Annotated in this window: 14 protein-coding genes and 1 tRNA gene; 9 read left to right on the top strand and 6 right to left on the bottom strand. The window is 47.9% G+C overall.

The features are described 5' to 3' along the window. Nucleotides 1-108 precede the first annotated feature (108 nt). The 6 genes from NT140_06725 to NT140_06700 all read left to right on the top strand — a co-directional run bounded on the left by NT140_06725 (nt 109) and on the right by NT140_06700 (nt 5,838). Nucleotides 109-915 carry a UDP-2,3-diacylglucosamine diphosphatase gene (locus NT140_06725; GenBank protein MCX5831564.1) on the top strand — a complete coding sequence of 269 codons (807 nt, stop codon included), beginning with the start codon at nt 109-111 and terminating at the stop codon, nt 913-915. 45 nt (nt 916-960) lie between these two features. Then, nucleotides 961-1,821, top strand: a complete 861-nt coding sequence (gene speB, locus NT140_06720; GenBank protein ID MCX5831563.1) for an agmatinase — start codon at nt 961-963, stop codon at nt 1,819-1,821. Between the two features lie 35 nt (nt 1,822-1,856). After that, entirely contained in the window at nt 1,857-2,384 is a 528-nt protein-coding gene (locus NT140_06715) for an arginine decarboxylase, pyruvoyl-dependent (protein ID MCX5831562.1), read from the top strand. A gap of 102 nt (nt 2,385-2,486) precedes the next feature. Beyond that, entirely contained in the window at nt 2,487-4,694 is a 2,208-nt protein-coding gene (locus NT140_06710) for an ATP-binding protein (protein MCX5831561.1), read from the top strand. Then, nucleotides 4,691-5,686 (top strand): response regulator, encoded by a 996-nt coding sequence (locus tag NT140_06705; GenBank protein ID MCX5831560.1) that lies wholly within the window; start codon nt 4,691-4,693, stop codon nt 5,684-5,686. Before NT140_06710 ends, NT140_06705 begins: the two co-directional genes overlap by 4 nt. Nucleotides 5,687-5,761: 75 nt before the next feature. Further along, a tRNA-Met gene (locus NT140_06700) sits at nt 5,762-5,838 on the top strand. A 388-nt stretch (nt 5,839-6,226) separates the two neighbouring features. On the opposite strand, the gene NT140_06695 is transcribed toward NT140_06700, so the two are convergent. Beyond that, entirely contained in the window at nt 6,227-6,640 is a 414-nt protein-coding gene (locus NT140_06695) for a bacteriohemerythrin (protein ID MCX5831559.1), read from the bottom strand. Nucleotides 6,641-6,956: 316 nt separating this feature from the next. Between NT140_06695 and NT140_06690 the strand changes: the two genes are divergently transcribed. Beyond that, the gene (locus NT140_06690) at nt 6,957-7,268 is read left to right on the top strand and encodes a hypothetical protein (protein MCX5831558.1); all 312 of its coding nucleotides are present in this window, start codon (nt 6,957-6,959) and stop codon (nt 7,266-7,268) included. Between the two features lie 378 nt (nt 7,269-7,646). Here NT140_06690 and NT140_06685 read toward each other — a convergent pair whose 3' ends face one another. The 3 genes from NT140_06685 to NT140_06675 form a co-directional block, all read right to left on the bottom strand. After that, a complete protein-coding gene (locus NT140_06685; protein ID MCX5831557.1) occupies nt 7,647-8,414 on the bottom strand; it encodes a hypothetical protein in 768 nt (255 codons plus the stop codon). A gap of 160 nt (nt 8,415-8,574) precedes the next feature. Continuing rightward, nucleotides 8,575-9,132 carry an isoprenylcysteine carboxylmethyltransferase family protein gene (locus tag NT140_06680; protein ID MCX5831556.1) on the bottom strand — a complete coding sequence of 186 codons (558 nt, stop codon included), beginning with the start codon at nt 9,130-9,132 and terminating at the stop codon, nt 8,575-8,577. Nucleotides 9,133-9,338: 206 nt separating this feature from the next. After that, entirely contained in the window at nt 9,339-9,656 is a 318-nt protein-coding gene (locus NT140_06675; GenBank protein ID MCX5831555.1) for an EthD family reductase, read from the bottom strand. Nucleotides 9,657-10,081: 425 nt separating this feature from the next. Between NT140_06675 and NT140_06670 the strand changes: the two genes are divergently transcribed. Both NT140_06670 and NT140_06665 read left to right on the top strand, forming a co-directional pair. Further along, the gene (locus NT140_06670) at nt 10,082-10,360 is read left to right on the top strand and encodes an integration host factor subunit beta (protein ID MCX5831554.1); all 279 of its coding nucleotides are present in this window, start codon (nt 10,082-10,084) and stop codon (nt 10,358-10,360) included. A gap of 196 nt (nt 10,361-10,556) precedes the next feature. Then, nucleotides 10,557-11,159, top strand: a complete 603-nt coding sequence (locus NT140_06665) for a flavin reductase family protein (protein ID MCX5831553.1) — start codon at nt 10,557-10,559, stop codon at nt 11,157-11,159. A 32-nt stretch (nt 11,160-11,191) separates the two neighbouring features. Here NT140_06665 and NT140_06660 read toward each other — a convergent pair whose 3' ends face one another. Next, on the bottom strand, nt 11,192-11,314 hold the full coding sequence (locus tag NT140_06660) for a hypothetical protein (protein ID MCX5831552.1): 123 nt from the start codon (nt 11,312-11,314) through the stop codon (nt 11,192-11,194). 140 nt (nt 11,315-11,454) lie between these two features. Further along, a partial coding sequence (locus NT140_06655; protein MCX5831551.1) for a hypothetical protein occupies nt 11,455-12,457 on the bottom strand: 1,003 nt, incomplete at its 5' end.

The raw sequence follows: 12,457 nt of genomic DNA, 5'->3' as shown, positions 1-12,457 counted from the left end.
TTATTTTTGTCTTTTGATGCCGGCCTTTTTATGCTATGTGATGCCGACCTTGGATGATGTTTTACGCATCTCGGTAAAAATCTACTAATTCAGCAGGTTGCCTGTAACATGAAGATATTGTTTATATCCGATGCCCATCTCCGCACGCGACAGACGAATGGTTACCAGAACCTCGTGAAATTTCTGGGCTCCCTGCGTGGAAAGACTAACGGGAACGGTAAAGCAAGTCTCGGACAGGGTGATATTAAAGGCCGGCAGGGAAACATAGCCGACGTTGATGACCTTTATATCCTGGGGGACTTTTTTGATTTCTGGTTTTCCGCCGGAGGCTTCATTTACCCGGAATTCCGGGACATCGTGGAAATGCTGGCGGAGCTGAAAGAGCGCGGCATCAGGCTCCACCTGTGCGAAGGAAATCATGATTTCTTTCTGGCCGATTATTTTGCGCGCCAGTTGGGGGTGGAGGTGATAACGGATTGGGCTACTATCAATCTGGAAGGTCGTCGTGTTCTAATTTCTCACGGTGACACGGTTGACGAACGCAACCGGAGGTATTTGCTGCTGAGAAAATTTCTCCGGAGCAGTTTTTTATACAAACTGCAACGGGCCACGCCCATCGCATTACTCTGGAGAATTGCCCAGGTGAGTTCCCGGGCGAGTAAAGAGTTGACGGCAGAAACTACCCATGCCCTGGCGAAGAAAATGCGCAGATTTTCCAAAAGGAAATTCAGGGAAGGTTTTGATGCCGTCATCCTGGGACACAGCCATCGGCATCTATTGGAAACATCTACGGTAAACGGCGCCCCAAGGACACTGGTACTTCTGGGCGATTGGGTGCGGCACTACTCTTATCTCTGCTATGAGGACGGCAATTTTACCCTCTCTACTTTCCGGCTGCCGCAGAAGCGCTTTTGAGCGTAGAACTGGACAGATAGACGTGAGTATGTTAGTGAGATAAATATGAATTACGGCGGCATAGATTCCCATTCATCCCTGGCAGACGCAAAATTCGTGGTCGTCCCCGTTCCTTATGACCTGACGTCTACCTATCAGTCCGGTTCCCGACGTGGTCCGGGCGCTATACTGGACGCCTCGGCGAATATGGAGCTCTATGATGAGGAGTTGAGACAAGAAACCTATCTGGCCGGCATCCATACCCTTGTCCCCCTGGCGGCGGATGCCCGTGGTCCCGAGGAAATGGTTGCCTCGGTACGCGAGCAGATAACCCGCGTCCTTGTGCATGGTAAAATTCCCGTCATGCTGGGAGGCGAGCACAGTATATCTCTTGGTGCGGTGCAGGCTATGCAGGAAAAATATCCGGCGCTATCGGTCCTGCAATTAGACGCCCATGCAGATCTCCGGGATTCCTATCAGGGCAGTCCTTACAGTCACGCTGCTGTGGCCCGCCGGATTGTCGAAATATGCCCGCTGGTGCAGGTTGGCATCAGGAGTATGAGTGTCGAAGAGGCCGTTTTTATGGCTGCCGGCACGGTGCGGACCTTGACTGTTGATGCTATTCGCGCTGATAAGAGCTGGCAGGAAAAGGTTCTTGAATATTTATCCGGTGATGTGTATGTAACTATAGATCTGGATGTTTTCGATCCGGCTATCATGCCGTCTACAGGAACGCCGGAGCCGGACGGGCTGGCCTGGAGGGATGTTATAAGCCTGTTGAGGGAGTTATCACGGCGGCGCCGGATCAGGGGTTTTGATGTGGTCGAATTGGCGCCTGTGCCCGGCCTGGTGGCCCCCGATTTTCTGGCGGCCAAGCTGGTCTATCGTCTGATGGGCTATTTGACGCCGGATACAGTTAACATATAAGGAGATGGGGGAAATTGAGCGTATTTGTTCCCAGAATGATGTTTTTTACCAAAGGCGTGGGCACCCACAAGGAGGAACTCCATTCTTTTGAACTGGCACTGCGGGACGCCGGCATTGAAAAGTGTAACCTTGTGCAGGTTTCCAGCATCCAGCCGCCGCACTGCAAGGTGATATCCAAGGCGCGAGGTCTGGAATCATTGCAGCCGGGCGCAATCACCTACTGCGTGCTCAGCCGCTGTTGCAGCAATGAGCCGCGCAGGCTGCTGGCCGCCTCGGTGGGATGCGCCATTCCGACCGACAAGAATGCCTACGGTTACATCAGCGAGCACCATTCCTTCGGTCAGACGGAAAGACAGGCAGGCGATTATGCGGAAGATCTGGCGGCGGCCATGCTGGCCTCCACGCTAGGTATTGATTTCAATATTGATGAGAGTTGGGATGAAAAAAAGGAGATATTTAAAATAAGCGGCAAGATCGTCAGCACGCGCAATATAACACAGTCCAGCATCGTTAAGAATCAGGGATATACGACCGTCATTGCCTTGGCCGTATTTGTATTTTGAAAGTTAGGAATTATTTTCTGCGTTTTTGGCAGGAAATAATTTCGTGAGCTTTCTTACCCCGTTTATCGGGGTTAGCGTGTTAGAAGGAGAAGGGTCGGGCACATGCCGCATTACCTGTCCACTTCGTATGCTTACGCGATTCCTCCCATACTTGGTTGCTTAGTATTCTTTTTCCTGTCGCTGATCTCGCTGATGCGGGGCAGAAAAAATCCCGCCAACACCTTGTTTGCGGGCTTATGTTTTTTTGGAGCCCTTATAAATGCCGACGTGGCTTTAGTTTCCCTGATCGTTGACAAGAGCGTGGCCCTTAAAGTGGACAGGGGCACCTATTTTTTTTTCGTCTTCAGTCTGCCCGTCTTTATCCAGTTTGTGCATGCCTTTATCGGCATTAAAAGACGAGAGTGGCTGGAGTATCTGGCCTATTTCTGCAGTTTGGTTTTCCTCTTTTTTACCCCCTCCTCCCTGTTTATCAGTGGTTTAAATACATACAGTTTTGGCAGCATTGCGCAGGCCGGGCCAATCTATCGCGCCTTTGCGGTTGCTGCCGGTCTTACCGTAGGTTATTGTTTTATTACTTTATTTTTTGCCATCAGGAAGGCCCGGAATAACGAGCTGAAAAACAGGATTAAGTACATCCTGGGAGGCATTGGACTCAGTATTGTGCTTCTTATTCTAAATATTCTACCCGTCCTGGGTTTTGCTATTTATCCGGCCGGCAATTTCAGTTTTATTCCGGGGATTTTTCTGGCTCTGGGCGTCTTGAAGTATGATCTCCTCGATATCGGCGCCGCGATCCGTCGTGGTACGATCTATTTTATTCTGACGGTCTTGCTGACGTTATTTTACGTTGCCATTATTTATGTTATCAACAGTTACCTGCCGCTCGCCGGGGGAAACAGCATTTTTCTTCCCTTTTTTCTGGCCTTGCTCATGGTGCTCCTCTTTGATCCCATCAAACAGCAGGTGCGGCGGGTCATTGACAATATGTTTTTTCGGGGACGCTACGATTACCAGCAATTGCTCAAAAAAATCAGCGGTGAAATGGCCACCCTTTTAAAATTATACCAGATCAGGGAACTTTTGCTGCATTCCATTTCCTCAACCCTGCAGACAAGCAGCATTTTTCTGTTTCTTTATGATAGCGGCACGGCGCGCTTTATTCCTTACAGCGAAGAAGAAACAGGGGAGGATGTCCTGGGAGGGATTACTTTCGACCGCAACCATCCCTTAGTTAACTTTCTTGAAGAAACGGCCGCGCCCTTAAGCAAAATTGCCGTGGAGCGGATGACGCCGGATCATAAACTCCGGGAGCAGCACCTTCAATTCTTCAATCTTCTTCAGGCAACCATGGTCATCCCGATGCTTTCCGGCCGGCGGTTGGTCGGGATGATTGCGCTGGGTGAAAAAAAATCAGGGGAACTCTTTGTTCATGAAGATATGGAACTTTTGACTACCATTGCCAATCAAAGCGTGACGGCCATAGAAAATGCCCATGCTTATGAAGAGATCGAGCAATTGAATGTTGATCTGGAGCGGAAGGTGGTGCAAAGAACAGCGTCGCTGCGTAAAACTCTGGAGGAAAAGGAAAGAACGCAAAAACAGTTAGTTCAGTCGGAAAGTCTGGCCGCTATCGGACAATTGGTAGCCGGCGCCGCTCACGAACTGAATAATCCTCTGTCCAGTGCCTCCAGCCTTATTCAGAGCAGCCTGGAAACCATCTCGAAGGCGGAGTTATCGGATGCTGAAGTAGTGGATGATCTTAAATTTTCCTTGAAAGAACTGAAACGCATGGGGGATATAGTCCGGAGTTTGCTTGACCTTTCCCGCCAGACGCAGGTGTACGTCGAACCGGTGCTGGTAAATCTGGCGATAGATGACGCCTTGAGGATTCTATACAGCCAGTATAAATATCTCCGCGTGGAGATCGAAAAAAACTATGATGAAAACCTGCCGGTAATAGAAGGAAATTTTGCCAATCTCGGGCAGGTGTTTATCAACGTGATTAAAAATGCCATCCAGTCCCTGCCGAACGGCCACGGCAGGATCACCCTCACGACAAGTTATTGTCAGGAAAGGGATGGCGTCGTCATCACCTGCCAGGATACGGGCAAGGGCATCCCGACGGCACAGCAGAAGGATATTTTCAAACCTTTTTTTACGACCAAAGGGGTGGGCGAGGGCACCGGACTTGGCCTTTATATTTCCCACGAGATTATTAAACTGCATGGCGGCAGCATTGATGTGACGAGCGAAGAGGGCAGGGGAACAGCAATGATCATCGAACTACCCTGCCACAGGAGAGAGGCATGATTGACCTGATAGTTGTTGACGACGAAGAAGGCGTAAGGCGATCTCTGCGCAAGGTCTTGGAAAAAGACGGGTACAATGTCCTCCTGGCCGAAAACGGCGAACAGGCCATCAATATCGTCGGTAACAATGGACGGGCGATTGAAACGGTAATCTCTGATTATAAGATGCCCGGCTTGAATGGGCTGGAAACACTCACGGCTATCGGCCATCTGAACCCTGAAATTACCCGGATCATGTTGACCGGCTACGCGACGATGGAAAGCGCGATTGAGGCGGTCAATGCCGGGATTGACGGGTTTCTTACGAAACCCTTTGAAAATAGCGAATTAAAGGCCAAGGTGCGGGAGTATAATCTCAAGAAGCGCCTCAAGCAATTTGTCTCCGATCAGATCATCACGGAGTTGCAGCGGGAAGGAAATAATATCCGGCCCCGCCGGCAAATGGTGAGCGTCATCTTTTCTGATATCCGCGGCTTCTCTGCCATGGCGGAAACAATGGAACCTGAAGACTTGGGCGACATGTTGAACCATCGCTATTTCTCGCCCCTCGACAACATCATTTTCGAGTTTAACGGCACGCTGGACAAGCATATCGGCGACAACATCATGGGCGTTTTTGGAGCCCCCGTAGCCTATGAAGATGATGCGATCAGGGCCGTTATGAGCGCCCTGCAAATGAGAGAAACGATGGAAATTATGAACGAGAAGGCGGGCGGGTCGGGCCGCCAAATCGGAATCGGTATCGGGATCAGTACGGGGGTGGCGATGGCCGGGATCTTTGGCTCGTCGAGAAAGAAGGAATATACCGTTTTTGGTCCGCCCGTAAACCTGGCCTCCCGTTTGGAGGGCCTGGCGAAAGTGAATCAAATCCTGATCTGTGAAGACACTTATCGCCTTGTTCAACAGCGCGTCCGAGCGGAGATAGTTGCCCTGCCTCCCATAAAGGGAATTGAACGCCGGCTTGATGTTTACAGCGTTCTGGAAGCAATTTAGCAGACCATACCTGAAATAAATCCTTGACAAATGAGCGTCTTCTCTCTATAGGTCAGCGCAGAAAACAAAGGATGACGCGGGGTGGAGCAGTCCGGTAGCTCGTTGGGCTCATAACCCAAAGGTCGTAGGTTCGAATCCTACCCCCGCTACCAATTATTAAAACAAGGGGTTATCCAATGAAATGGTTAACCCTTTTTTTGTGATTATTTACGGAATTTATATCCTATATCTACCCCTGGGTGAGAAATTGGGGGAAAAATGGGGGGAAGGCACGTCAAAAAATCCCTTCAATATTTAAAATTATTGAATATTTTCTAAAGACAATTTCCCAGTGCCACCCCCACCCGGAAAAATATCATCCCTTCGATTTGAAAACATTTGCAAGGTTCAAGATGTTGTGAATGGCGAATTTATTCAGTGTCAGGAAGAATGGTTGTCATGCGAATTTCGGGATTCATCTTTGAACGGGAAGCAATTTCTGTGTCGTTGTCCTCTGAGGAATTACCTGAGTCATAAATTTGCGGAATGAGATCGCTTGATTTATTTCTGATATCCACATGTTAGGATATATTCGCCTATTTTCAAATCCATAGAAGTTGTGTGCGTATATATCCAGTCAATCAAGAAAGTAACAATATCCAGCGATAATCCTTTTTTTTGTCTTTTAAAGTCCCGCAGTAATACATCCACTTTATCATAAAATTTCTCATGGGCACGAAACTGTTCTTCATAAGCAGAATATTCACATTTGATCAGGATTCTCTCCTCGGTACGAAAGTGAATGACGGCGTATTCAACGAGTTCGTGGATGATATTTAAACAGTCTTCAGGATTGTTATTGTAGATATCCACCATCCGATTGGTGATATCGTACAGCTTCTGATGCTGCGCATCAATCTCGTCAACATGAACTGAAAACTTTGACTCCCAGTGGATATGCTTAAACTTCCTCATAATAAATCCTTGCGGGGGAAATTATCTTTTCCCGCTTGAAAAGCTATAAATATTTATGGTTCCTGTCAAGGTAATTTACTTTCAAACGGTAACACATCGCCAGATAAGAAGCGTGCCCCCCAGTTCGCTTTTTGGGGAAATGGAAAATGGATGGTAAGATCCTACCATCCGTCTTTTTATTCCGGAAGATGATCACCGATACCGCATCCCAGATTTGCGGTCAAACTCATCTTGACACACGATGTCCTTCCCCATATACTCTCACCGTGAAAAACGATGCCTTATCAATTTAATTATCGAACCAAAGGAGGAAGCGATGGTTGACGATAACCATGTATTCACCGCCAGCCGGTTGAGTTCAGGCAACCTGCTTTTCCCAGTACGTATTGAAATAAATCAAAACCGGGTTTCACGGATTAAGCCACGACTCTTCGGTTCCAACGAAGAGAGCATTGCGATCTCCAAAGTGGCTTCGGTCAATATCCAAACAGGTTTGATATGGTCCGAAATCCGGATTGATTCAGTGGGAGGAAGCAACCCCATTGTGAGCCATGGGCATCTCAAAAACGACGCTCGAGCCATTCGTGATCTAATCGAAAAACTTCAGCAAGCCCCACGATCCTCTTAAAGGCCTGCTGCCTCTCACGGAATCCCCCACCGGCCTTCATCTTCAGCGTCCCGAAGATTATCCTTCGGTATCTTCTCTATCGTGGAAATGTGAAACCTCCTAATAACTGCTTATAAATGGTATTCCTCACCGCAATTCCAATCCGGCTACACTACTATTAGATGCAATGCGCTTTCTAACATGTAGATAATATACGCTATTATTATCATTTCATACATTTTCTTAAATCATATTTAAAAAGCCTTAAATTTTGCACCTGTGCAATGGAATAAATTTTCAGAACCTGCGCGTTTTAAGCCGTATTGAATAAACGAAGATCATGGTTGAAACTAACGACTTGTATTTGTATAATATTATTGATGATAAACTTAGATGATTCTATGGCAGCCATTTATCCCCTCCCCAGGGCAGAGGAAACCGCCGCGGGAAAAGCATTGGGACGGTCTTTTGGTACTGGTGATACTTTTCCCCGAATTCGGCGATAAGGTCTCTTTCCTCAAGGAATGAGCCGACGACGATCCACAAAGTCCAAAGGATGTTGAAAAGCAAGCGGTCCGAACCTACGTCAGGGGCCGACCAAATGAGGACAATCATGAAAAAGTAGAGAGGATGGCGGACCCAGAGATATGGACCGCGAAGGGCAAAGACTGGGGGTCGGAGTTGCTTGCTGCGCAGATGAACCTTGATGGGGACCAGTCCGAATGTGTCAAAGCTTCCGAGCGCCTGCACCCCCCATGAAAAGCCAATAATGGCAAGGACCGAGATAGCCTGAGCTACCAAGCGGAGGAGGCCTTCGGTATGAATTATAACCGTTTGCGACGGTTGCCAAAGCAGAACCGCGATTGACAGTGCAATGCCGGATGCAATGGAATAGATGGCCGGATGGTAATGGGGCGGTATGATATGAACGAGCCTAGTCCGGAACGACGTGCGTACCATTCCGCTGTGCTGAATGAAGAACAGGATAGAGAGGGATGCGTTCCAAAGCAGAATCTGGTTTTCCGAAAAGTCAAAGCGAATGACGGGAATGGGTCCGATGAGGAGAAATACTCCGAAAAGAAGAAGTGATCCTCCACCGATTACGACGGCAAGAATCATTGCCGAGTATGAAATAAAATACTTTATGTATAAGCTACCCTTTAACACTTTTCCCTTCTCTATGGTCTTTTTTTATTTCCCTTTATCGTATCACAATCTGAAGCCAAAATTAACGGGGAACCGCACGCCTCCTTTCAAACCGTTATCATTGATCCAGGCCAACCTCCCAAACTCTCGCTTTGTATTTGCTAGCGTCCTTTCAAGAGCATCAATGTTTGCCGTGGCCTGGATACGGGAAGAACATGGGGACCTTTTGCCTGTATTCCACATAGGCTGCGCCTAGCCGCTTTTCGAGTTCCGGCTCTTCAATCATCTTGAATTCAAGAAAGATAAGCACTATAAACAGCGGCGTGTATATGATGACCAACGAGAGCAATTGAAACAGAAAGCCGACGCCGAAAAGCATAAGGAATACACCGGATAACATGGGGTTTCTCGAGTGGCGATAAGGTCCGGTGTCAACAAGCTTCGGGGGCGGGCTGAGAGGCACCGGCGTGCCTTTCGATTTGATAAATATCAGCACGGACCATAGCCAAAGCCAGATTCCGGCCGCAAGCAAGGGAATGGACAGAATTAGGTTTGACGGCGAGGATGGCCATGCGTGCAAGCCCAGCAGTTTGTCGGATAACAATGCCAGAAAGATAATGAAAAGGATCGCACCGGAAAAAAAGAGACCTCCCAAAACGGTCAAGAGACCGTGATGTTCTCCCCGCATGGTTGCTTTTTGGTAGATAAAGTTGATTATTCTGTCACACAAGCGAGCCATAAATTCACTTTCTTCCCCACACAGGGATCCTTTCATTCGGTGAAGGTCACTACCACTGAAAAAGACGATCCCATGATCTCAAAATTTACAATGGGCTGTCATGTTTTTACAATCAACCTTGCAAACGGCATTCAATGGCGTGGCTCGATCAGCCGCCCCGCGTCTTTGTATTTGAAGGAATTAAGAGCGGTTATCTGCTGCCGTCGTCAACCAACGGTTAGAATTTCACTAATCTGGCGAATGGGTGCCACATCGGTGAAATTGGGAATATCTGCGCGCAAAACACCCCCAGAGGCTGCGCCGCCTCTCTCATAGCCGTCGGCCGAGTCGAAATAGAGGTTGCCGATGCAAACGTACGGCGCTGGCTGACCGCCACCACCTGAGATGCCCCGCAGAACTTCTGTCCGCAGGAGGCCGAAGGGCTTCAAATGCTTTTCCGCAAGAGCCATATGCTTCGTGCGGTAGTATTCCAGATCGAAATGGCAATCTTTCTGGTTCGGATACATCACGCTCACTTTGTACATGCCAATCTCCCTTCGGGTATTGTTTTTCACGTCACCGGGACTGTTTCTTACCCGCCTCCCGGCTTTTCACATATTCGTCATAGGTCGTGCCATTCACTCTATCCACGCATTTCTGAATTTCACTCTGGCTACGATTTTCGTTACATTCCATGCGCTGTCTTTCCTGAAATCCTTCATACCATGCTCGATATGTGCATCCTGGGCTGAAAAGACAGGAACATACGGCTAAAAGAAGCACAAGCAATCTGTAACGCATTCTTGCCCCTTTCCCCCCCTGACAAACAGAACTTTTATGGATACCCATGAATAATCTATGCTACACGGTATGGAACATTTAAGCTCAATTTCTATTGACTTATAGGTCAACATAGTCATATCATTCACAATAAATCAAGATAATTAAATATTTCAGGGAGACTACCGTAATGACAAAATCAGACCTTATCGCAGCTCTGGCCGCAAAAGAACAACTGACCGATAAAAATGCAATAGACACAATTAATCTGATCTTCAGCGGATTTGCCGACACTCTGAAAAAGGGAGGTCGTATTGAGGTCAGAGGCTTTGGAAGCTTTACGGTGAGGGAATACAAGGCATATACAGGAAGGAATCCCAGGACAGGGAAAGATGTTAAGGTGCGGCCAAAGAAGCTGCCGTTCTTTAAGGTGGGGAAAGAGCTGAAGGATTTGGTTGATAGGAAATAGCTGGCGTAAAGGACAGAATATATCAACGGAAGATCAGTCCCTGATATGTCAACAATTCTAGTGTCATATTTGACGAATGTTTTATACCAAAGACTGACCTTCCGATTGTTTGAAAAAGTATCGCTATAGAATCTTGCCGGTGACGACCATTTAGACAATGGTCGTTTCATGATGGTATTTTTTGCAGGGGGAAAATATGAAGATAGAAACTTTGGCGCTTCATGGAAAAGAGCTGCACAATTTTTTTTCTAGCATTGTCGCCCCCAGACCAATAGCATTCATTTCGACAGTTGATGCTGAAGGGCGATATAATGCTGCTCCCTTTAGTGCCTTCAACTATTTAACGCTAAATCCGCCGATAGTTGCCTTTGGAGCTGGCCGACGTGGAAACAAGAAAAAGGATACCATTCTAAATATAGAAGCGGTAGGCGATTTTGTAGTTAATATGGTTGATGAGAATCTGGCAGAGGCAATGAATCAGGCTGCGGCAGCTTATGCTCCCGGGATCGATGAAATTAAGGAAGTAGGACTTACTGCCCTGAAAAGCGAGATGGTTAAATCGCCTCGTATAGCTGAAGCACCAATCAGCTTGGAGTGCAGGTTAGTACAGATCTTGGAACTTGGCCACAAACCTACAAGGAGCACGATCATTCTCGGCGAAGTGCTTATGGTGCACGTTAAGGATAATGTCCTGACCCAAGGAAAAATTGATCCTCTGAAGGCAAAGATAATCGCAAGAATGGGCGATAATGACATTTACTGCCGAACCACGGATATTTTCAAGATGAAAAGATTGTAAGCCGAAAGTGGAAGCAAGTTCGCCGCCGACACCTACTTTATCGGCTCGATTCTTTCTCTGATGGCTATCAGCAGCGTCGTCAGGTCTTTCTCTTCCAGTGACAGCAAGAAATTCACTTCCCTGTCCGACTGCAATAGCTTCAGCAGCTTTTCCATAATTTCAGTTTTCGTCAGATTATTTATTTATCGCTTTCTAATGCCTGAAGATGAGCCAATAGCCCCTGCGCCTTTCAAGCAGAACTTTGCTTGTACCTCTTCAGTGGCTGATCCTTAAGTCCCCAGGGCGCCAATCAAGATCAATAGATATCAAAGATGACAAGTTTGACGGGGAAGGCGCCATTCGTAAACGGCGCCTGCTTTTTAGGCTTAAGTCCGATTTCCTTTAGCGGCGATGAAGCGGGAGCGAGAATCCCACAGCGCCACCCTTTAAAGTGATTTTTGAGGTGGTCACCGATGGATCGCAAAAATTCCGCGCTGACGTCTTGCCCCGTCATTCTAAGGCCATAAGGGATATTGGCAATCAGGAGCCCGCGCTCAGCCGGTTTATCTGTCCTGAAGAAGTCTTTTGTCTCAAGCTGAACAGCGGTTTCCAACTGAGCTTTCGTGATGGTTTTTTGAGCGATCTCCACAAATTGAGGCTCGATGTCAGAAGCAAATATTTGTACTTTCGCGGGTCGCTCAGCCGCACGCGCCTGGTCCCGAATGTTCTGCCAAAGCCTTGCATCAAAATCATGCAGATACTCAAACCCAAACCCGCCTTTCTTTCTGTGTATCAGAGAGGCCCGGTTGGTCGCAATCTGGGCGGCTTCGACCACGATCGTGCCACTGCCACACATGGGATCCAGGAAACTCGTGGTCCCGTCGTATTCGCAGACCGCAAGTAGTGCGGCGGCGAGCGTTTCACTCAAAGGAGCCGGATGGCCATCAACGTGATATCCTCGCTTGTGAAGGCTCTCAAAGGTAGTATCGACACTGACCAGCAGGCGTTTGTTGTGGAAGTAGCCGGTGATCCCGATGGCGGCGCCCCAGGAACTTTGGTTAGGTGTGATTTTCAGGTGATGTTGAAAACTATCGTTGATTGCCTCGCGCAGTTTACTGCCAATCAAATGATTAGGAATCTTGCCCCCGTCGTTGGATGCGGCCACGTTGATGCTGATTGCCTGTCTGTCAGAAAAGAGCTCATGAAATCGAATTTTCTTCGCCTTGTCGAAGATGATGGTCGGGGATTGCGCGGGGATTTCTTTTAAAACCCGACAAATTCGATTCGCCAAGCGTGAGTGCAGGTGAGCCTTGTAAGCT

It is taken from the genome of Deltaproteobacteria bacterium (assembly GCA_026388415.1).
In the GTDB taxonomy this organism is placed as follows: Bacteria; Desulfobacterota; Syntrophia; order Syntrophales; family JACQWR01; genus JAPLJV01.
This window is presented reverse-complemented; position numbering and strand designations above follow the sequence as displayed.